19 protein-coding genes are annotated in these 20,191 nt (G+C 67.9%); 14 read left to right on the plus strand and 5 right to left on the minus strand.

Annotated features, from left to right (window positions below):
• Positions 1–22: 22 nt before the first annotated feature.
• The 6 genes from K5L49_RS13600 to K5L49_RS13625 all read left to right on the plus strand — a co-directional run bounded on the left by K5L49_RS13600 (position 23) and on the right by K5L49_RS13625 (position 5,663).
• Complete coding sequence (locus K5L49_RS13600) at positions 23–919, plus strand: aldolase/citrate lyase family protein (RefSeq protein WP_223693529.1); 897 nt, start codon at positions 23–25, stop codon at positions 917–919.
• A complete protein-coding gene (locus K5L49_RS13605; RefSeq protein ID WP_223693531.1) occupies positions 919–1,872 on the plus strand; it encodes a cyclase family protein in 954 nt (317 codons plus the stop codon). The genes K5L49_RS13600 and K5L49_RS13605 overlap by 1 nt, the downstream gene beginning before the upstream one ends.
• Positions 1,873–2,351: 479 nt before the next feature.
• Positions 2,352–3,242, plus strand: coding sequence for a hypothetical protein (locus tag K5L49_RS13610; protein ID WP_223693532.1), 891 nt, complete (start codon positions 2,352–2,354; stop codon positions 3,240–3,242).
• Positions 3,243–3,277: 35 nt separating this feature from the next.
• Entirely contained in the window at positions 3,278–3,685 is a 408-nt protein-coding gene (locus K5L49_RS13615) for a hypothetical protein (protein ID WP_223693534.1), read from the plus strand.
• A gap of 569 nt (positions 3,686–4,254) precedes the next feature.
• On the plus strand, positions 4,255–5,025 hold the full coding sequence (locus tag K5L49_RS13620) for a CoA transferase subunit A (protein ID WP_223693535.1): 771 nt from the start codon (positions 4,255–4,257) through the stop codon (positions 5,023–5,025).
• Positions 5,026–5,027: 2 nt separating this feature from the next.
• Complete coding sequence (locus tag K5L49_RS13625; RefSeq protein ID WP_223693537.1) at positions 5,028–5,663, plus strand: CoA transferase subunit B; 636 nt, start codon at positions 5,028–5,030, stop codon at positions 5,661–5,663.
• A 22-nt stretch (positions 5,664–5,685) separates the two neighbouring features.
• Here K5L49_RS13625 and K5L49_RS13630 read toward each other — a convergent pair whose 3' ends face one another.
• The 5 genes from K5L49_RS13630 to K5L49_RS13650 all read right to left on the minus strand — a co-directional run bounded on the left by K5L49_RS13630 (position 5,686) and on the right by K5L49_RS13650 (position 9,749).
• Positions 5,686–6,777, minus strand: coding sequence for an amidohydrolase family protein (locus K5L49_RS13630; protein WP_223693539.1), 1,092 nt, complete (start codon positions 6,775–6,777; stop codon positions 5,686–5,688).
• A complete protein-coding gene (locus tag K5L49_RS13635) occupies positions 6,774–7,661 on the minus strand; it encodes an alpha/beta hydrolase (RefSeq protein WP_223693541.1) in 888 nt (295 codons plus the stop codon). The genes K5L49_RS13630 and K5L49_RS13635 overlap by 4 nt, the downstream gene beginning before the upstream one ends.
• Before the next feature lie 34 nt (positions 7,662–7,695).
• Entirely contained in the window at positions 7,696–8,115 is a 420-nt protein-coding gene (locus K5L49_RS13640) for an HIT family protein (RefSeq protein ID WP_223693543.1), read from the minus strand.
• Entirely contained in the window at positions 8,112–8,984 is an 873-nt protein-coding gene (locus tag K5L49_RS13645) for an NAD(P)H-binding protein (protein WP_223693545.1), read from the minus strand. Before K5L49_RS13645 ends, K5L49_RS13640 begins: the two co-directional genes overlap by 4 nt.
• A 78-nt stretch (positions 8,985–9,062) precedes the next feature.
• Positions 9,063–9,749: a GntR family transcriptional regulator gene (locus tag K5L49_RS13650; protein WP_223693546.1), complete on the minus strand. Its 687-nt coding sequence runs from the start codon at positions 9,747–9,749 to the stop codon at positions 9,063–9,065.
• A gap of 132 nt (positions 9,750–9,881) precedes the next feature.
• Between K5L49_RS13650 and K5L49_RS13655 the strand changes: the two genes are divergently transcribed.
• The 8 genes from K5L49_RS13655 (at position 9,882) to K5L49_RS13690 (ending at position 20,174) form a co-directional block, all read left to right on the plus strand.
• Complete coding sequence (locus K5L49_RS13655) at positions 9,882–12,248, plus strand: transketolase-like TK C-terminal-containing protein (protein WP_223693548.1); 2,367 nt, start codon at positions 9,882–9,884, stop codon at positions 12,246–12,248.
• Positions 12,245–13,591 carry a PucR family transcriptional regulator gene (locus K5L49_RS13660; RefSeq protein ID WP_223693549.1) on the plus strand — a complete coding sequence of 449 codons (1,347 nt, stop codon included), beginning with the start codon at positions 12,245–12,247 and terminating at the stop codon, positions 13,589–13,591. Before K5L49_RS13655 ends, K5L49_RS13660 begins: the two co-directional genes overlap by 4 nt.
• 154 nt (positions 13,592–13,745) lie before the next feature.
• On the plus strand, positions 13,746–14,357 hold the full coding sequence (locus K5L49_RS13665) for a VOC family protein (RefSeq protein ID WP_223693551.1): 612 nt from the start codon (positions 13,746–13,748) through the stop codon (positions 14,355–14,357).
• Positions 14,354–16,078 (plus strand): FAD-dependent monooxygenase, encoded by a 1,725-nt coding sequence (locus K5L49_RS13670; RefSeq protein ID WP_223693553.1) that lies wholly within the window; start codon positions 14,354–14,356, stop codon positions 16,076–16,078. Before K5L49_RS13665 ends, K5L49_RS13670 begins: the two co-directional genes overlap by 4 nt.
• Positions 16,009–16,809, plus strand: a complete 801-nt coding sequence (locus K5L49_RS13675) for a fumarylacetoacetate hydrolase family protein (protein ID WP_223695308.1) — start codon at positions 16,009–16,011, stop codon at positions 16,807–16,809. The genes K5L49_RS13670 and K5L49_RS13675 overlap by 70 nt, the downstream gene beginning before the upstream one ends.
• Positions 16,806–17,690, plus strand: a complete 885-nt coding sequence (locus K5L49_RS13680; RefSeq protein WP_223693555.1) for an SDR family oxidoreductase — start codon at positions 16,806–16,808, stop codon at positions 17,688–17,690. The genes K5L49_RS13675 and K5L49_RS13680 overlap by 4 nt, the downstream gene beginning before the upstream one ends.
• A complete protein-coding gene (locus K5L49_RS13685; protein WP_223693557.1) occupies positions 17,687–18,640 on the plus strand; it encodes an amidohydrolase family protein in 954 nt (317 codons plus the stop codon). Before K5L49_RS13680 ends, K5L49_RS13685 begins: the two co-directional genes overlap by 4 nt.
• A 49-nt stretch (positions 18,641–18,689) precedes the next feature.
• A complete protein-coding gene (locus tag K5L49_RS13690) occupies positions 18,690–20,174 on the plus strand; it encodes an aldehyde dehydrogenase family protein (protein ID WP_223693559.1) in 1,485 nt (494 codons plus the stop codon).
• The last annotated feature ends 17 nt before the right edge of the window (positions 20,175–20,191 follow it).

A 20,191-nucleotide genomic window follows, 5' to 3' on the forward strand; every position in this document is an offset into this window, starting at 1 on the left:
AGTCCAGTGAGGAACAGAACCGATGTCAAAACGAACTAGCCCTCTCGTCGCACTGCTCGAGGAGGACAAGCCCACCTTCGCACTCTGGGTCAATTACTACGGAGTCGGCGCCGACTATCAAACGGCCGCCGCTGCGCAGGCGAACAAGAATTACGACTTCTTGCTCTACGACCTCGAGCACCAGCCCTACGATCTCGGGCAGTTGAGGAGGTTCCTCTGGGACCTCATCGACCCCGCCGAAGTCGCCGCTGTTGGCCGTGGCGCCATCAAGCCCGTCATCGCGCGTCTCCCCTCGAACGGACGTGAACCCAACGAATGGGTCGTCAAACAGGTGCTCGACACCGGTGTGGCGGGAATCATGATGCCGCACATCGAGACAGCCGAGGAGGCGCTGAGCGTGGTTGCTGCGGCGCGCTACCCGCAGAAGCCCGCAGCCCCCGACTTCCTGCCCGAGGGGCACCGCGGGTTCAGCCCCGCCGTCCCGCAGCGGTACTGGGGCTTCGGCCCCATGGAGATCGACGATTTCCTGGATGCTGCGGACGTCTGGGGTCTCGACCCCGCCGGTGAGCTCGTCCTGGTCTTCATCATCGAGAGCAGGCTCGGTGTCGAGAACATCCGCGAGATCGCGCGTGCCCTCAGCGACGCGAACGTGAAGGCCATCCTCTGGGCCGGAGGCGGCGACCTGTCGCTGTCATACGGTGAGTCCTTCATGCTCGACAACTCCCCGAACACGATTGCGGGCATCGAAGCCATCCTCGCCGCGGGCAAGGAGTTCGGCCTGCCGGTCGGGATGAACCACACCCTTCAGGCCGAGACCGACTACGCCAAGGGCGCGCGCGCCTTCTTCTCGATCGGGCCGTCCAGTCTGGGGGGAGCGCCCACCACGCCCGAGGTTCGCGCCGCACTGGGACGCAGCTGATGCCGGCGCTCCCGTCCGTCGAAGAGACACTCGGCTACTTCGACTCCCTGTCGAACTGGGGCAGGTGGGGATCCGACGACCGACTCGGCACGCTCAACCTCATCACCCCCGAGAAGCGCGTGGCCGCTGCCCGGCTTGTGATGAGCGGGGAGAGCATCTCGCTGTCGCGCAACATCAACCCCGAGGATCCCGACCCGCTCGGCACGGGCCTGGCTGTCGTGCAGCGCTTCATGGGACTGGGCGAGGTCGAGCAGCACATGGGAAAGGGTGCTGCCCGGTTCGACGGCATCACCGAACAGGTGCACATTGCGGCGCACGGCGCCAATACTCACCTCGACGGGCTCGCGCACTATGCGTGGGACGGTAAGACATACAACGGCTTCGACCTCTCCGAGATCACCTCACTCGGGGGGTCGAAGAAGCTCTCAGTGCACGACGCTCACGCAGGGATCGTCTCGCGAGGGGTTCTTGTCGACATTCCCGCGTTGCTCGGCGTGGAGTGGCTGGACTTCAGCTACGCGATCGGCCCCGAGGAAATCGACGCGGCGCTAGAGCGACAGGGTGTCGTACTGAGGCCGGGTGATGTCCTGCTCGTGCACACAGGTTATGTCGCCCGGACGCTCGCGGAAGGGCGCAACGACCCCCGCCGGCCGAACCAGCCCGGACTGCATGCCGGATGCCTCCCGTTCCTCAAGGAGCACGACATCGCCGTGCTCGGCAGCGACGCCATCCAGGATGTTCAGCCGTCGGGTTTCCCGACGCTCGACCTCCTCCGGCCGATCCACGCCGTGGGACTGGTCGCGCTGGGGCTCTGGCTCATCGACAACATGGAGCTCACCGAACTCGCCAACAGATGTCGGGAGACGAATCGCTACGAGTTCTTCTTCGCCATGCTGCCGTGGCGCATGATGGGAGTGACGTCGAGCGCCACCAACCCGATCGCACTGTTCTAGTAGAAGCGGATCTCCCTGCAATAGTCGACCGGATGCTCCTGGCTCACCGGCTTTCGGCGCGCCAGGTAGGAAATACCACTCCTGGCCCACCTCGCTTGCCAAGCGCATCCACCTGCAGCCTTGATCGTGACAACAATTTGACAACACTCGGACGAAAACGAAGCGTATCTGCAAAGGTCGAAGTGACCCAAAAAGGCCCGGGATTCCGAGGTTATGCGCAAACCGATCGAGTAGTACTGGGCACCGGATAGAGTTCGAATCCCACGCCCTCCGCAGCATTCGATTGGCCCGACATCCCAATGATTTGTTGGGATGCCGGGCTGTTGCCGTTCTGCTGTTATGTGTCAGGGCCAAGGCGCGGGCACGGTTCTGGCACGCATATCGCGGAGTTTGAAGCATTACACTTCAGTGCTCTGAAATTTGAAATTGTGCTATGGTCATTGCGTGCCGCGACGATGCGGCAATAGGAGATCCATCAAATGATGCTTTCCAGGATCACGGTGACCGTTGTGGCTGCGGCGCTGTTTCTAGGCGGAGGTGCCACGACGGCAGCCGCGGCGACAAGTGATGTGGCATCCTCGTCGACACGTGCCGCATTAGACGGGCACGGGCTGCTGTCGGCTTCGGGAGCGGAGCCCCGTTCGGCCGTCGCGCCGACGAGTGCGGCATCCGGCTCCGGCACTGTGAGCCCTGAGGGCCTCATCGTCGACAGCGGCAATGGCAACACGGTCGGGATCAGCCCCGCAACGAGCACTCGGGGAACGACTGAGGCTGGCGGCGGCGCGGCGGTCTTCGATGTGGACCCGAGCTACAGCTACGCCGTCACAGGGAAGGGGACGGCGGCCAACGCTGGGTATGCGGTGATCAAAGACTCGTCCGCACCGTCGACGTACCAGTTTGTGGTGACGGTGAATGGGGTGCCGGCGAAACTCACACTCGCTGACCGTGGCGCCGTGGTTCAGGATGCGGATGGTCAGGCGGTCAACTTCATCGGTGCCGCGTGGGCGAAGGACGTGAGCGGCGCGGTGCTGTCGACGTCGTACAGCGTCGACGGGAACGTGCTGACGCAGCACGTCGACCACCGAGGAGCGGCGTACCCCATTGTCGCTGACCCGGGACTGGAGTGCGATTGGCAGTTCTGCACGATTCTGTTGAGTCGCGGTGAGACGAAGCAGATGGCCACCAGCATGGCAGCCGCCGCAGCGATCATCGCCGCAGCGTGTGGCCCGGCAGCCTGGGCATGTGGGATCGGTACCGGGCTGATGGTCGACACGGCAAACCGGGCAATGAACCAGGGCAAGTGCGCCGGTATCCGGAAGCAGCACATTCTCGCGCCGGTGTGGCCAATCATCGAGCCCTGCCGTTCCTAGGCGAAACATGTTGGAATGAAGACAGGAGGAGCATTATGACGAAGGTCGCCACACCAGCTCGACCGTTCTTCCCCACTAGCAGGGCCGGCGCCCTTGCCGGTGTCGCGCTCGTGATCGTTGCGCTCGTGACATCGATGCTTCAGGCGGCGGGGGTCTCGGTCGTCTCATCCACGGCGGTGTTCATCGTTCTGTTGGCGGCGTTCGCAACCATTCCGCGATCGATCCGGCCCCGAGGAGCAGGGATTCTCGCCCCGATTGGCCAGGCCGCGTCGGCCGCGGTGTACGGCTCCGCGCTGGCTGTAGGAGTCGCCGGAATCAGCGCTTCTGCCGCAACGGGAACCCCCTTGTGGGCGAGCATCGCACTTGCCCTCTGCACGGTCGGGTTCACCGCCGGGGCGGTGTGGGCGATCACGTCGCGACACGCGTCTCCACAATCCCCGTAGCCCGATCCACTTCTAAGATCAGCTGAGGGGTTCGCTGGGTGACCGGCGAGCCCCTCAGTGCATGTTTGGCACCAGCGAAGGAAATGACCGACCAGGCCGCGAATATGCGCGCCGCGGACAACAAGGCCAGGGCGCTCAGTCCCCGTCGACGCCCACCGAGCGTCTTCCCACAGGTTGCGAGTGACGGCCGTCTGAATGCGGTTTCAGAAATGAGACCTACTCTTTTAACCGTTAAGCGGATACGTCGCGTAAACGCCAAGCCGGCGTACCAGGGTTCTGCGATTCCGGTTCCTACAAGCGAACTCGGACACGAAGACAAGCCGGTTCACACCACCGTGGGTCGAGAGGATGCGACGGACAGTCGGCGATCGGCTGAGGCACCAGCGAGGCAAGGAGTCGATGCACCCTTGTCCCGCACGCTCGCCGCAGGCGGCCGATCCGTGCCGGGAGCACAAGCGCTCGGGCCCGCCGAGGGCGCATCCTGGACCTTGACAGCCGCCTCCGGGGGTCGTCGAGGCGGCCGATCGGGCTCGCGCGAAGCTGCGACCGACTGAAAGGATGACGGCACGATGATCGACAAAGTGGTCGATTCGGCAGGCGAGGCGATCGCGGACATCACGTCGGGGTCGAGCCTCGCGGTCGGCGGATTCGGTCTCTGCGGCATCCCGATGGTTCTCATCGGGGCGCTTCTTGTGCGCGGCGCGGACGAGCTCGATGTGGTGTCGAACAATTGCGGCGTCACGGACTGGGGTCTGGGTGTGCTGCTGGCGGCGGGACGCATCCGGAGGATGACCTCCTCGTACGTCGGCGAGAACAAGGAGTTCGAACGGCGGTATCTTTCCGGCGAGCTCGAACTGGAGCTGACCCCTCAGGGAACACTGGCCGAGAAGCTCCGCGCCGGGGGCAGCGGCATCGCCGCTTTCTTCACACGCACGGGCGTGGGGACGGCGGTCGCCGACGGCGGGCTCCCGCGCCGCTATCACGCGGATGGCTCCGTCGCGGAGGCGAGCCGTCCGAAGCCGATGCAGACGTTCGCGGTCGGTGGGATACAGCAGGATTTCGTGCTCGAGGAGGCGATCACCACCGATTTCGCGCTGGTCCATGCCGCGCGCGGTGACCGGCACGGCAACCTCGTGTTCGACAAGTCCGCCCGCAATTTCTCGCCGCTGTGCGCGATGGCAGGGCGCGTGTGCATCGCCGAGGTGGAGGAGATCGTCGAAGTCGGTGAGCTCGATCCGGACGCCGTTCACCTTCCCGGCGTGTACGTCGATCGCATTGTCGTCGTCGGTTCCGATGTCGAGAAGCGCATCGAACGCCGGACCGTGAAAGAGGAGGCCTGACCATGGGGTGGACTCGCGAGGAGATGGCAGCGCGGGGCGCCCGCGAGCTCCAGGACGGCGCCTATGTCAACCTCGGCATCGGCCTCCCGACGCTCGTTCCGAATCACGTGCCAGAAGCCATGACCGTCGTGCTGCAGTCTGAGAACGGCATCCTCGGGGTCGGGCCGTACCCGACGGAGGACGCCGTCGATCCCGACCTCATCAACGCAGGCAAGGAGACCGTCACCGTGCGGCCCGGGGCCGCATACTTCGACTCCGCCATGAGCTTCGGCATGATCCGCGGCGGCAAGATCGACGCGGCCATCCTGGGCGCGATGCAGGTGTCGTCCTCCGGAGATCTGGCCAACTGGATGGTCCCCGGCAAGATGGTGAAAGGCCCGGGTGGCGCGATGGACCTCGTCCACGGCGCGCGCCGCGTGATCGTTCTCATGGAGCACGTGGCCAAGGACGGATCGCCCAAGATCGTCGACGTGTGCAGCCTCCCGCTGACCGGGCGCAGGGTGGTGCACCGCATCATCACCGATCTCGCGGTCCTCGATGTGGTCTCCACCGGCCTGCGGCTGGTGGAGCTGGCGCCCGGTGTTTCGGTCGAGCAGGTTGCAGCGGCGACCGAGCCGACGTTCGAGGTCGCGGTCTAGTCGACCGAGTACATCCGGCGGTTCAGCGGCTCCGGATGCCCGCGCACCAGACTCCGCGGATCGCGCGGGTGGCGCGGATGTCAGCGATCGGGTCGCCGTCGAGCAGTACCAGGTCGGCTCGCTTGCCGGCCGCAATGCTGCCGCGGTCATCCAGGCCGAACCGGGCGGCGGCGACCCTGGTCGCGGCGTCGAGCGCCTCCGCGGTGGACAGCCCGGCATCGACCAGCAGTGCGAGCTCGTCGTGCAGGCTGACGCCGAAGGGAGGCGCAGCAGGCGCGCCGGGGGTTCGGTTCGCGTCTGTTCCGGCGATAACCGGCATCCCTGCTGCGTGCAGGTTCGCGACACTGGTGCGGGCGGCTTCGTATCGCGGGCCCGGACCGCCGCCGGGGTTCACCACATCGACGATGGTGCGCATCATGGTCAGCGTCGGCACGATGACGGCGCCGGCGGCGACGAGTGCACCTGCCTGCTCCGCATCGACGGGGCGGTCGAGGGGCGCGTGGGTCAGCACGTCCACACCGGCGTTCTGCGCCATTGCAACGGCGTCCGACCGCGAGGCATGGGCAATGGTGAGGAGGCCGCGGCGGTGGGCGGCCGCGACGATGGCGTCGACCTCCTCCTGCTGGAACCCCGGCAGATCGATCACGATCTTGATGTAGTCGGCGCCCTGCTCCGCGTGCTCGGCGACCCACGCCTCTGCGCCGGCCGACGAGCCGACGAGCGCGTCGTCGTCGGCGTGCATCCGGGCCGCGTGTGCGCTGGCAGGCGAGGTGGCGACCATGAGGGAGCTGCGGAGATCGGTGACGCCAGCCTGCCCTCGCAATGCCGCGATGAGCGCGGCGGGCGAGCCCATGTCGAGCGCAGTGGTCACCCCCTGATCGGCGAGCGCCTCCAGGCTCCCTGGTCCTTCGACGTGGACGTGCGCGTCGATGAGGCCAGGGATGAGGTGGCCTCCGGTCAGCACCTCGGTCTCGTCGGGGCCGTCGCTCGGCAACGTGCCCGTCGCCGCCACCGAGGCGATGAGCCCGTCCTTTACGACGACGTCGGAGGGGTCCCCGAAGGCTCCGGCGCGGTAGACGAGCACATCGCGGAAGACCGTGCGCTCCACGCTCATGCTCGGGCGGGAATGGCGCACTCGAGGGCGAAGCTCAGCTGGGACAGCTGGAACGATTCCGACGGCCGGTGGAAGTCGATGCAGTGCCCACTGCCGTGCACCAGCCGGCTGTCGACGGACGTGGCCGATCCGAATCCGGCGCGGAATGCGTCGATCTCACTCTGATCGGTGACCCACAGTGCGTCGAACTCGCCCTGCCGGTGGTGCACCGGAACCTTGACCCGGCCGCAGACCTCGGCACGGTGCTCAATCCATTCGCCGGTGATGTCGAGGAGTTCGGACTTCGGCACGATCGTGTTCGAGGGGTGGCTTGCCGCGGGCATGTCGGCCGCGATGGTCCCGGCGGGGCCGAACATCACCTGGTCCTTCATCGGGGTGGGAAGCTCGATGACTGGGATGTCGGGCAGCGACTCCCACGCGGCGCGCGACTCTCCGGGGACGCGCACCAGGCATCCCGAGATGGCGAGCCCGAGCAGCGGCCAGTCCTGTGGGGTGGCGGCGATCGCTGTGGCGACGGCGGCCCCGATCGAGTGCGCGATGAGCACGATGCCGGCGGTTCCTTCGCCGTGTTCGCGCCAGATGGAGCCGATCGCGTCGCCGAGCACGTCGGCATTGCTCAGAATGATCGACTCGCCGGCGTCGAGCGGGCTCGAGTCTCCGTAGTTCGGCCGGTCGAGCGCGATCACGGGAACGCCCGCGGCGGCCGCGTGGTCGAGCAGGGAGTAGCCCGGAATGTCGAAGTACACCGACGAGTACGTGCCTCCATGCAGTGCGATGACGAGAGGGACGTCCCGACCGGGCGCTGTCCCGTTGCTGCGACCGCTGAAGGTCATGCCGGCGGCAGCGCCGGAACCGGACACGGAGTGGGTGAATGACGTGGACATCATCGTCCTTTCGGGTGGGTTGGGTGGGGTGGATTCAGGTGGCGGCGAGTGTCGCGCGGACGTCTGCTGCCGTGGCGAGGGAGGCGTCAATGTCGCGGTGATCGGGGCGCAGCGCGAGGATCCCCGCGCCCTTCAGCTCCGTGGGGAGACCCGCCGGCCGGGCGATGACGAGGAAATGGAAGTGCGGGTAGTTCTCGCCGAAGCTCATGAAATAGACGCCTTCGGCGCCGGTCGCAGTTTGGATGGCCGTGGCCACGCGCTGCGATATCACTCCGAACCCGGCGGCCTCCTCACCGGTCAGTGAACCCCATCCCTCGGCGTGACGGCGCACCCGGAGGATGTACCATCCGGGGAGGTCGTAGCCGTCTGCCACCTCGCAGGAGAAGTCGTCGTCGCGGTATACGACGGCGACGCCCGCGGCCTGCTCGAGGTCGCAGGGCAGGCAGGCGCTCACGCGTTCGCTCCTGCCGGCAGGAGCAGCGCGTCGAGGAAGGCTTCGATGGTGCGCGGCGGTCGGCCGGTCACCTGCTGGACCGTGTCGGTCACGAAGGCGGACTCACCTGCGCGGAACAGTTCATACATCTCCTCGAAGTGCTCCGCCTCCCACTCGGCCATGCCACGCGCCACGAGGGAGGTACGGACCTCGGCGGGGGTGACATCGATCAGGTCGGCGGGGGCTCCGGTCCGCTCGGAGACGAGCGTCGCGATCTCGGCGTAGCTCACCGGGTGCGGCCCGGTGAGCACGAGCGTCTGCCCGTCCCACTGGTGGCTCGTGATGACCCGGGCAGCGACGGCGCCGACGTCGAGCGCATCGATGAAGCTGATCCCTTCGGCGCCGATCGGGTTCATGATCTTTCCTGTGGCCTGCATCGCGGGCAGCATGAGCCTCGCGACGATCACCTGGAGAAACGAGTTTGGGCGGAGGATCACGAACGGCTGGCCGCTTTCGATCAGCACCCGTTCGATCTCCCAGTGCTGGCGGCAGACGTGCGGCCCCTGCGGGGTGATCGCGGAGTCTGTGCCGGAGAGCTTGACGATGCGCGCCCCAGATCGTCGCAGCTGGCGGATGACCCCGAGTTGCGCGTCGGCCATCGCGAAGTCGTGCGGGGAGAGGAGGAAAACGGTGTCGATATCGTCGGCGGCGTCCGCGACGGCGGCGGGATCGGTGAAGTCGCCGACGACGAGCTCCACTTCATCGCCCAGCAGCTGGCGGGCGCGGGCCTCGTCGCGCACCAGGACACGCGGCTCCTCGCCCGATCGGAGGAGTTCGGACACGACGTGCGGACCGACGTTACCGGTCGCGCCGAGGATCAGGGCGGTCATCGAGCCTCCTTGCTCGCTATTCGCTACGATATATTCTGAATCGTACGACTCGCGCTTCCGTTCGCACAAGCCGTGTTCTCAGCGTCTTTCGAGAGTCGAGATGTGGTCGAGGATGCGACCCTCGTTGGCCGACAGATGGGCCCGCAGCGCGTCGGCCATGGCATCGGCATCGTCGCGGAGGGCGGCGTCCCGCAGCACGAGGTGCGTCTCGTACCGGCGCTGCCGTTCCGTTTCCGTGATCTGGGTCGGGTCGAACACGAGATGCGTGTACCGTTCCGCGGCCATCCACAGAGTCTGCATCATCCTGTCGTCCCACTCGTTGGCGGCGGGATGGACGAGCGCTGCGTGAAAGTCGTAGTGGGCTTGCCATGCGACCTCGGGGTCCGGGTCGCGGCTGCCCTCCAGCAGTGCGTCGAGCCGCTCCCGTTCCGCTGGACTGCGTCTGCCTGCCGACGAGCCGGCGAGTGGGAGTTCGATGAGGTAGCGCAAGCGGTAGATCGCCTGCAGATCGGCACTCGTCAGCGGCGCGACGCTCGCGCTTCGAGCGCGGCGCAGCACGATCAGCCCTTGTGACTCCAGTCTTCGCAGGGCCTCGCGCACGGGGATGTGACTCACGCCGAGCTGGGTTGCGAGGTCTCGGATCGAGAATGCGGTGCCGGGTGCGAGTGCGCCGGTTAGCACAGCACGGCGGATCTCTGCCGTGACGAGGTCGACGATCGAGGCGCTCGACTCGGCGAGTGATCTGACCTGTGTCTCCTGAGTCATGCGTCTCCTCGTCGGGCGTTTGTGTCATCGTCCCACGACAGCGCCCGTGTGCTTGCGGCGCCATCGCCGTCCGCGTTACTCTATAAGATATATTCTCTGTCGACAAGGTGGTCTGGACGAGGGAGTCCGCATATGGATGCAACGTCGGTTCGCCCGGCTCGGGTCGATTCGGCCACGCTCGAGGCCGTCGAGCGGAAGGTGCTGTGGCTGTCGACCGCGATGGTCGATGCCGCGAACTCGTCGGCTCGCAAAGACCCGGATGGTCTCAAGATCGGGGGCCACCAGGCATCCAGCGCGTCGATGGCCACGATCATGACCGCCCTCTGGTTCACGGGCCTCACGGCGAACGACCGCGTCTCGGTCAAACCGCACGCCTCTCCGGTGCTGCACGCGATCAACTACCTGCTCGGCGAACTCCAGCCGGATCAGCTGGGCACGTTGCGCGCATTTCACGGGTTGCAGAGCTACCCGAGTCGATCTAAGGACCCCGACACCGTCGACTACTCGACCGGCTCGGTCGGGATCGGGGCGACCGCGCCGATCTGGGGAGCCGTCGCGCGGCGATTCGCGGCTGACAGCGCGGGGCGGCCGCGCAGCGTCGGGAGGCAGTTCAGCCTGGTCGGCGACGCCGAGCTCGACGAGGGAGCCGTCTGGGAGGCCCTCATGGACCCGACCGTCTCCGACCTTGGCGAGCTTGTGTGGATCGTCGACTTCAACCGGCAGTCCCTCGACCGCGTCGTGCCGAACATCTCGGCAACGCGTTTGCAGGCCATGTTCGCCGCGGCGGGGTGGCAGGTCATCACCCTGAAATACGGCCGGCTGCTCACTGAACTGTTCGAGAAGCCAGGAGGCGAGCACCTCAAGCGCCGCATCGATCAGATGTCGAACCCCGAGTATCAGCGCCTCCTGCGCTGCACGCCGGCCCAGTTGCGCGAGCGCCTGCCTGGTGCGAGCGAGGGGGCGGATGCCATCGACGCGCTCCTGCGCGACCTGGACGACGCCGCAGTGCTCCGAGTGATCCGCGGCCTCGCCGGGCATGACCTCCGCAGCCTGACTCAGGCGCTCGAGCAGATCGACGACCAGCGGCCCACGATCATCCTGGCCTACACGATCAAGGGGCACGGCCTTCCGAGCGCCGGGCATCCGCAGAATCACTCCAACCTGCTGACCGCCGCCCAGCTTGCCCAGGTGGCCGACGAGCTCGGCGAGAGCGTTGCGGATCCGTGGCGGCCGTTTGCCCCAGGATCGCCCGAGGCCGATCTGTGCGCGGCGACGGCAGTGCGGCTTCGCCGGTCACCCGTGGTGGATGCCGCGCCGCCCTCGGTCCCGCAGGACTTCGAGCGCGAGGTGAAGGGCCACAGCTCGACGCAGCAGGCGCTCGGCCGGCTGCTGCTCGACCTTACACGTCTGGCGCCCGAAGCGGCCGGGAGGATCGTCACGGTCGCACCCGACGTGGCCTCCAGCACCAACTTGGGCGGCTGGGTGAACAAGGCCGGCGTGTGGTCGCCGACCGAGCGTCCCGACTGGTTCGCCGACGACGCGGAGACGATCCTGCACTGGAGCGAGCGCCCCACCGGCCAGCACATCGAGCTCGGCATCGCCGAGGTGAACCTCGTCTCGCTGCTCGGGGAGCTCGGCGCGACGTGGAGCCGATGGGGGCGGCCACTGTTCCCGATCGGGACACTGTACGACCCGTTCGTCACCCGCGCCCTCGAGCCATGGTCGTTCGGTGTCTACGGCGGCGGCCAGTCCATCCTGATCGGGACGCCCTCCGGGGTGACCCTGGCCGCGGAAGGCGGGGCGCACCAGTCGATCATCTCGCCGTCGATCGGAATCGAGCAGCCAGGGGTCGTCGCGTTCGAACCTGCATTCGTGCAGGACTTCGAGTGGTGCATGCTCGACGCCCTCTCTCGGCTGGGACGGCGCGACGGGTCCTCGAGCTACTTCCGGCTGTCATCCCGTGTGCTCGACCAGGCCCTGGCGGCGGTGCCGGCCGATCCCGGCGCCCGCGAACGACGTCGCCGGCAGGTGGTCTCCGGCGGCTACCTGCTGCGCCGCGCCGAACGCCCGGACGTCACCCTGGTCGGCATGGGCGCTCTCCTGCCGGAGGTGCTGAAGGCGGCCGACCGCCTCGACGAGCTGGGCGTGCATACAGACGTGGTGTGCGTGACGAGCGCCGACCGGCTGTACCGCGCCGTGCGCGCGCGGACCGGGCATGGCGGGGGAGATGCGGCCATCATCGACCAGGTCTTGCCCGCCGACCGCGCCGTCCCGATGGTGACCGTGCTCGACGGGCACCCGCATACCCTCGCCTTCCTGGCCGCGATCCGCGGCGTGCCGAGCGTGAACCTCGGCGTCACCGAGTTCGGCCAGACCGGCACCCTCCAGGAGCTGTACCGGCTGCACGACATCGGGCCCGACGCACAAGTCGCGGCCGCGCTCGACCTCGTCGAGCCCGCCCTTCCGCGTATCGTTCCCATCGGGGGAGACCGGTCATGACCGCCGCCCTGCGCGCGGTGATCCCCGCCTCCGATCCCGGGGTCTTCGCTTCGCGTCCGCTGGCCGCCGGGCTGTCGTGGCTGACCGACCTGCAGCCGACGCCGGATGGACTGCGGATCGTCGCGGCCAGCAGCGGCGGCCTGATCTCCCGAGCTTCTGCCGTGATCGGCCGCAGCGCCGTGCAGTGGGCGGTGGAGGTGGGCCACGATGTCGCGTCGCGCGTGGCGACCGAGATCCCCGGCCATGTCGCCGATGACGGATTCGACGTGCTGAGAATGGGAACCGAATCGGCTACGCTGCAACTCCTGCTCGCCCTCTCGGGCGTAGAACTGGACGCGGCGGCGACCTCGGAGTCACTCGCGGGCATCCCGGAGTTCGTCCGTCGCAGGGTCGGTCTCGACGCCATGCTGCGCGGCATCCAGCTCGGACACTCGGTGATCGCCGCGGCCTTCCTCACCGAGTGCGCGCGCGTCGGGGACCCGACTCGGCGTCCGGAGCAGATGCGCATTCTCTCGGAACGCATGTTCATGTTCTTCGATGTGTTCTCCACCGAGATGGCGGCGTTCTACCGCGAGGAGGAACGACGCTGGGCGCAGAGCGACGCCGTCGAACGCCTCACGCTCGTCACCGAGATCCTGCGCGGCATCGGACCCGTCGCACCGTCCGTTGAACGCCGTCTGAGGTATGCGCTCGGCCGCTCGCACGTGGCGTTGGTGCTCTGGAGCTCGGCCAGAACAATCGATGCGGACCCCGCTGCGCTCCACGAGGCCGCCAGCGACCTCATCCGCCGGGTCGGATGCGAACAGAAGCTTCTGCTGGAGGCGGGTCCAGCGATCTGCTGGGCCTGGGTCACCCCGCAGCAGGGATCAGCCTGGACGGAGCGACTCTCAGCGGTCGCGCTGCCGCCGGCGATGCACGTCGCGTTCTCCGGAGAGGCCTCCGGCGCCGCGGGCTTTCGCTCCGCCCACCTCGACGCCGTCGCGGCCTTCGGCATGCTCGCCCGCGAGCCGTCCCCCGCGCCTGTCACCGCCTACCGCGACGTGGACCTGCTCAGCCTCCTCCTGGCGGACCGCCCCCGTGCCCTCCGCTTCGCACGGAACGAGCTGGGTGCGCTCACCGATCCTGGAGCGGCGACGGCGGACCTCCGCCGGACACTGGCCGCTTACCTTGATACCGGCTGCAGCCCGCAGGCGGTTGCCGAACGACTGGGCGTCTCGCGCAATACCGTCACCTACCGTGTGCGACGGGCGGAGGAGCTGCTGGGGCGCCCGGTGCGTTCGCGCCACATCCATCTCCGGGTCGCTCTGGCGGTGCACGAGGAGGCGATGCGAGCGGAGCGGTAGCCGATCGCTGGGCACGCAGCACGACTGACGCGCAGACATTGTGCTCGCGGCACTGGCGCAGCAGTATCCCGAGCACGTTGAATCATCGAAGAACCGATCTTGTTCCGCCGGCCCTCGACCCGAGGTTCGGCCCGTTCTCAAAGGAGAGACGCCCATGCCCGAGAATCGTTCGACCGGTTTCCCCGTGAACGCCCCCAAGCTGCACCACACCACGTTCACGACCCTCCGCCTCGACCAAATGGTCGAGTGGTACGGCATCGTGTGCGGGCTGCGCCCGGTGTTCCACAGCGACGAGGCCGCCTGGCTGACCAACGACGAGGCCAATCACCGCATCGCCCTTCTCTCGCCTCCCGGTCTCAAGCACCCCACGGACAAGGGACACGAGACGGGCATCCACCACACGGCGTTCGAGTTCAAGACGTTCGACATGTGGATCAACAACTACATCCGGCTGCGCAACAAGGGCATCCTGCCGTTCCTCACGCTCGACCACGGCATCACCATGTCGGTGTACTACCAGGACCCGGACGGCAATGGGGTGGAGATCCAGGTGGACGGGTTCGGCGACTGGGCCGACTCGAGCGAGTGGATCGCCAACTCGCTGGAGTTCGCGGAGAACCCGATCGGGACCTTCTTCGACCCGGAGAAGCTCGTCGAGGCTCGCGATGCGGGTCTGAGCTTCCAGGAGATCCACGAGCGGGCACGCGCAGGCGAGTACCTGCCGGAGACGATCCCCGAAGACATCTTCCTTCCCGAGGTCTGGTGACCGACGCCGACGCCCCCGTCCTGATCCTCGGAGGGGGACCGGTCGGGCTGGCGATGGCGTTGGAGCTCGCCTTCCACGGAGTCGCGTGCATGCTCGTGGAGCCACGTCGGGAAGTCGAGCACTCGCGACCCCGGGCCAAGACGACCTCGGCGCGTTCGATGGAGCTCTTCCGGCGAACGGGGGCAGCGGCGGAGATCCGCCGCCGGGCTCCGATCCCCGTGTCGTGGAGTGACGAAGTGCGGTTCTGCACCACGCCGGCCGGGGAGGACATCGTGCGCCTGACCGGTGTGCTCGGGCTCGACCTCGCCGGCTCCGAGCTCACGTCCGAGCCAGGTCAGCAGGTGACGCAGGCGATCGTCGAGGAGTCGCTGCGGCACCTGATCGAGCACGAAGCGCTCGTGGATGCCCGATTCGGCAGCACAGGAATGAGCGTCGACACCTCGGGCGACCGGCCGCGCGTCGAGATCGCGGATGCGAACGGCGTCACCACGACCGTCTCGTGCGACTACCTGGTCGGTGCAGACGGGGCGCGCAGTGTCGTGCGGCACGCGATCGGGGCCGCGTACGTCGGCGCCGTCGGCGGCCGTCCGAACGTGAACATCACCTTCCGGTCGAGCGGGCTCGCCGGTGTGCTCCCTGCCCGACCGGCGGTGCACCATTGGGCACTGAACCCCGCCGCGCCGGGCGTGGTCGGTCCGCTCGACCTCGACGGTAAGTGGTGGGCGATCGCCACGGGAACCGAGTCCATCGCCGACGCCGATGAGGCAGCCCGCGTGGTCAGGAACCTGGTCGGCGCGGACGTCGACGTCGAGGTCATCGCGACCGATCCGTGGCAGGCGCGCATGCTGCTCAGCGACTCGTACGGGCGCAAGCGGGCCTTCCTCATCGGTGACGCCGCCCACCAGAACCCTCCGTGGGGCGGCCACGGGTTCAACACCGGCGTCGGCGACGCCGTGAACCTGGCGTGGAAACTGGCGGCCGTGCTGCGCGGCTGGGCACCCGCCGAGCTCCTCGACAGCTACGAAGACGAGCGCCGGCCCGTGGCGCAGCAAACCATCGACCTCGCGGCGACGAACATGAAGGCGCTGTCGATCGACCTCGGATCGACCGGCCTCATGGCGGCCGGCGAGGTAGGGCGACAAGCCAGGACCGCCGCAGCGATGGAGATCGAGCAGGCAAAACGCGCCGAGTTCTACGCCCTCGGCCTGGTGCTCGGCTACGGCTACGGCGAGACCTCAGCCCTGCAGTCACCGGGCACCGATGTCTACGTGCCCCGCGCGGAGCCCGGCAACCGGCTCCCGCATCAGCGGGACGTGCACGGGAACTCGCTGTTCGACATCCTTGGGCCCGAGTTCACCGTCCTCGGGGAGCACACGGATGCTTGGGCGCGGGAGGCCGCCGGCCGACGCCTGCCGTTGCGTTCGGTCGACCCGGTCCGGCAGGGCTTCGCGCCGGTCGCCGGAGACCTCCTCGTTCTAGTGCGGCCCGACCAGCACATCGCCTGGGTCGGACCGGAGAACACCGATCCCGCCGCGGTGCTCGACCACGCCCTCCGCGGTTTCCGCACCACCCGAGAAGAAAGCGATCCATCATGCGAATCGGCAACCTCGACCACCGCCTCGTCCTCATCGACGGCGACCGCGCCCTCGACATCGAGCGGGCAAGCGAAGGAGCCTTCGCCTCCGAGCCGGAGGGCGTCTTCGCGCGATGGCGGGAGCTGACCGAGTGGGCCCGCGACGTCGATGTCGCCGGGCATCCTGACTCGATCGCCTACGGGCCCTTCGAGCTCGGCGCTCCATCGCCGCGACCGCAGCAGGTCTTCGGCATCGGGCTGAACTACGCCGACCATGCCGAGGAGTCGGGCCTCGCCATCCCCGAGCATCCGGTCGTGTTCACCAAGTTCGCCTCCTCCGTCACGGGACCCGACGCCGACGTGAGGCTTCCGGGAGACACGGTCGACTGGGAGGCCGAACTGGTGGTCGTGATCGGAGCGCCCGGACGCCGCATCGCCGCCGGCGACGCCCTGGATCATGTCGCGGGGTTCACCGTCGGCCAGGACCTCTCCGAACGCACCGTGCAGTGGCAGGGCAGCCCGGCCCAGTTCAGTGTGGGTAAGTCGTTCGAGGCGTTCGCGCCCACCGGACCGGTCATCGTCACGCTCGACGAGTTCGACGACCCGGACTCCCTGGCGATCACCACCGACATCACCGCGGCCGACGGGACGCGCACGCGAGTGCAGCAGAGCCGCACTGACCAGCTGATCTTCTCTGTCTCCGACCTCGTCAGCCGGCTCTCCGAGGTCGTCGAGCTCCGCCCGGGCGACCTCATCTTCACCGGGACTCCCTCGGGCGTCGGCGCCGGGATGGCGCCGCCGCGGTTCCTCCAGGCCGGCGACACCGTGACCACGGAGATCGAGGGAATCGGAACGATCACGCAACGGTTCCACCGGTGATCGTCGTCACCGCCGCCAACGGCAACCAGGGCAGGCACCTGATTCCCCGGCTCCTCGACGCCGGGCACGAAGTGCGCGCGGTGGTCGCCTCCGCGGAGTCCGTGCGGGCGCTTCTGGAGGCCGGCGTGCAGGATGTGCTGGCGGAGGACTTGGGCGACGAGCGCAGCTGGCCGCGCATCGTCGACGGCGCCAGCGCGATCTACCATGTCGGCCCCACCCTCCACCCGCGCGAGCGGGCGATGGGTGTCGGCCTCATTGACGCGGCGGTGCGCGCCGGCGTCGAGCACTTCGTGTTCAGCTCGGTGCTGCACTCGATCATCACCGGTCTGGTGCAGCACGTCATCAAGCGGGATATTGAAGAGCATCTGGTGACCTCGGGCCTGGAGTTCACCATCCTGCAGCCGGCGAACTACATGCTTCCGCTGAAGCTGGTGCCCGTGTTCGAGCGGGACGTGTTCGAGCTGTCGTGGTCGCTCGAGCGTACGCAGTCCCTGGTCGATCTCGGCGACGTCGCTGAGGTCGCCGAGGCGGTGCTCGTAGACCCGGTGGCGCACGCCGGCGCGACCTACGAGCTCGTCGCGCCGGGACGATACACCGCGTTCGAGCTCGGCGGCATCCTCTCCGAGGCTCTCGGCCGGCTCATAACCGTGCACGAGATCGACCCTGACAGCTACCTCCGCGCCTGGGTGGGCGACGCTGACCCTGCGACGGTCTCCCACGAGCTGAGCGTTCTGCGCGGGATCACCTCGACATACAGCGCCCACGACTTCATCGGCAACCCGAACGTACTGACCTGGCTGCTCGGACGGCCGCCCACCACCTTCCGGCAGTTCGTCGACCGCACCGCTGCCGCACTCGAATCAGAGAGGGGAGCACGATGAGGATCATCGCACTTGAGGAGCACACGTTCCCCCGCGACATCATCCAGGCCGCCGGGCTCGACCTGGGCCCGCGTGCAGGCAGACGTGCGGCGGAACTCGACGACGTGGGAGAGGCACGGCTGCGCATGATGGACGAGGCCGGCATTGACATCCAGGTGCTCTCGGCCCTCAGCAGCATCGCGCAGGACCTCCCTCCCGCGCAGTCCGTCGAGGTGAACCGCCAGCTCAACGACCGGATGGCGCAGGCAGTCGCGGAGCATCCCGATCGTTTCCGGGCGTTCACGGCCCTGCCGATGAGCGACCCGGTGGCAGCCGTCGACGAGCTCACGCGCGGCATCGAGGAACTCGGATTCCTGGGCGCGATGATCCACGGCCAGACCCACGGGGTGTTCCTCGACGACCCGTCCGTTCGCCCGATCCTCAGAGAGGCCGCCCGGCTCGACGTGCCGATCTACCTGCATCCAGCGCCGCCGCCGCCCGCGGTCGACCAGGCCTATTACGCGGGCCTGCCGGCAGAAGCCGCCGCGTGCCTCTCCACCTCGGGCTGGGGCTGGCACGCCGAATGCGGGATGCACGTGCTGCGGATGGTCGTCGCGGGCGTGTTCGAGGAGCTTCCGAACCTGAAGCTCATCGTCGGTCACATGGGCGAGGGCCTGCCGTTCCACCTCGACCGCATCGAGAACATGCTCACCCCCGTCGTGACCGGGCACGCCCGGACGGTCGCCGAGACGCTCCGCGCGAACCTCCACCTCACGACCTCCGGGTACAACTCGGACGGCCCGCTGGCCTGCGCGCTCGCCGCCTTCGGGGTCGACCGCATCCTGTTCTCCGTCGACCACCCGTTCGGGAACAGTGCGCGGGCGACCGCCTATCTGAGGACTGCACCGGTGAGCGACCCTGATCGGGAGAAGATCGCCCACGGCAACGCGGAGTCCCTGCTCGGCGTCTGAGGCGGATACGGAACCGGGCTTCGGCCACATCGAGTCAGCGAGGAACAGGATGACGATACTTCGAGGAGTCGGCGGCGGACCCGCCGTCACATCGCATTTCATCGACGGCGGATGGACCGCCCCGGGTGGCCGGACCTTCCCTGTCCGCAACCCGCTCGACGACGGTCTCGTCGCCGAAGCCGCCGCGGGCGGCAGGGAAGAAGCAGTGGCCGCCGTCGCCGCCGCGGCAGCGGCCTTCCCCGCGTGGGCAGCGATGGCGCCTGGCGAGCGTCAAAGGCTCTTCCTGAAGGCGGCCGACATCGTCGACCGCCGGCACGAGGAGCTCGTGGAGCTCATGGCCATCGAAGGTGGCGCCAGCCGGGCGTTCTCCGCCTTCCAGATCCATCTGTCGTCGGCGATGCTCCGTCAGGCGGCCGGGTGGGGTTACCTTCCGGCCGGCGACGTGCTGCGCAGCGACATCCCGGGCAGGATCGCCATGGTCACGCGTAAACCGCTCGGCGTCGTCGCGGGCTTCACTCCCTGGAACGGCGCCTTCTATCTCGCCTGGCGCACATTCCTGCTGCCCATGGCGTTCGGCAACACGACCGTCATCAAGCCGTCCGAGCTGGCACCGATCTCGGCGGGACTGATCCACGCCGAGATCCTCGAGGAGGCCGGATTCCCCGCCGGCACGTTCAACGTCGTGACGCACGCACCAGGCGAAGCCGCCGCGATCGCCGAGGAGTTCTTCGAGAGTCCGGCCGTGCGCTGCATCAACTTCACCGGGTCGGACAGGACAGCGCGCATCCTGGGCGAGCGGGCCGGTCGGGCGTTGAAGCGGATGGTCCTGGAGCTCGGAGGGTTCAACCCGGTGCTCGTCCTCGATGACGCGGACGTCGAGGAGGCCGTCAAAGCGGTCACCTTCGGAGCGTTCCTCCATCAAGGCCAGGTCTGCATGAACTCGCGCAAGGTGTACGTGGCTCGCTCGCTGCACGACGAATTCGTCGACGGGCTGGCGGAGCGCGTGCAGGCGCTCAAGATCGGGGATCCGACCGACCCCGAGGTCATCATCGGTCCGCTCATCGACGACAGGGCGGTGGAGCAGATCGACGCGCGGGTTCGGGACGCGCTCGATCGCGGGGCGACGCTGGTCACCGGCGGCACAGCCGACGGCCGGTTGTATGCGCCGACCATCCTCACGCATGTGCCCCCAGATGCGATCTGCACGACCGGCGCCGACGAGACGTTCGGCCCGCTTCTGGTCGTCGAGCCGTTCGACGATGCGGAGGCCGCCCTGCGCGCTGCACAGGACACCCGATACGGACTCAGCGCCTCGATCATGACGGGCGACAGAGCCAGGGGCCTCGAGATGTCCCAACGGTTCGACACGGGCATCGTCCACGTGAACGCGCCGACCATGGCCAGCGAGGCCGCGCTGCCCGTCGGCGGGGTCAAGGACAGTGGATGGGGCCGTTCCGGCCACTACGCGATCGAGGACTTCACGGAGCTCCGGATGACAACCGTCAGCGGCGAGCCGGGTCGGTATCCGTTCTAGGCGAAAGCGCGATCACC

Origin of the sequence: Leifsonia poae (genome assembly GCF_020009625.1) — a bacterium.
GTDB classification, from domain to species: domain Bacteria; phylum Actinomycetota; class Actinomycetes; order Actinomycetales; family Microbacteriaceae; genus Leifsonia; species Leifsonia poae_A.

Excerpts from the sequence above, each read along its gene's own strand:
- K5L49_RS13625 (WP_223693537.1), top strand. The coding sequence starts at position 5,028 with ATGGGGTGGACTCGCGAGGAGATGGCAGCGCGGGGCGCCCGCGAGCTC.
- K5L49_RS13620 (WP_223693535.1), top strand. The coding sequence starts at position 4,255 with ATGATCGACAAAGTGGTCGATTCGGCAGGCGAGGCGATCGCGGACATC.
- K5L49_RS13660 (WP_223693549.1), top strand. The coding sequence starts at position 12,245 with ATGACCGCCGCCCTGCGCGCGGTGATCCCCGCCTCCGATCCCGGGGTC.
- K5L49_RS13685 (WP_223693557.1), top strand. The coding sequence starts at position 17,687 with ATGAGGATCATCGCACTTGAGGAGCACACGTTCCCCCGCGACATCATC.
- K5L49_RS13635 (WP_223693541.1), bottom strand. The coding sequence starts at position 7,661 with ATGTCCACGTCATTCACCCACTCCGTGTCCGGTTCCGGCGCTGCCGCC.
- K5L49_RS13610 (WP_223693532.1), top strand. The coding sequence starts at position 2,352 with ATGATGCTTTCCAGGATCACGGTGACCGTTGTGGCTGCGGCGCTGTTT.
- K5L49_RS13600 (WP_223693529.1), top strand. The coding sequence starts at position 23 with ATGTCAAAACGAACTAGCCCTCTCGTCGCACTGCTCGAGGAGGACAAG.
- K5L49_RS13690 (WP_223693559.1), top strand. The coding sequence starts at position 18,690 with ATGACGATACTTCGAGGAGTCGGCGGCGGACCCGCCGTCACATCGCAT.
- K5L49_RS13615 (WP_223693534.1), top strand. The coding sequence starts at position 3,278 with ATGACGAAGGTCGCCACACCAGCTCGACCGTTCTTCCCCACTAGCAGG.
- K5L49_RS13605 (WP_223693531.1), top strand. The coding sequence starts at position 919 with ATGCCGGCGCTCCCGTCCGTCGAAGAGACACTCGGCTACTTCGACTCC.
- K5L49_RS13645 (WP_223693545.1), bottom strand. The coding sequence starts at position 8,984 with ATGACCGCCCTGATCCTCGGCGCGACCGGTAACGTCGGTCCGCACGTC.
- K5L49_RS13650 (WP_223693546.1), bottom strand. The coding sequence starts at position 9,749 with ATGACTCAGGAGACACAGGTCAGATCACTCGCCGAGTCGAGCGCCTCG.
- K5L49_RS13655 (WP_223693548.1), top strand. The coding sequence starts at position 9,882 with ATGGATGCAACGTCGGTTCGCCCGGCTCGGGTCGATTCGGCCACGCTC.
- K5L49_RS13630 (WP_223693539.1), bottom strand. The coding sequence starts at position 6,777 with ATGAGCGTGGAGCGCACGGTCTTCCGCGATGTGCTCGTCTACCGCGCC.
- K5L49_RS13665 (WP_223693551.1), top strand. The coding sequence starts at position 13,746 with ATGCCCGAGAATCGTTCGACCGGTTTCCCCGTGAACGCCCCCAAGCTG.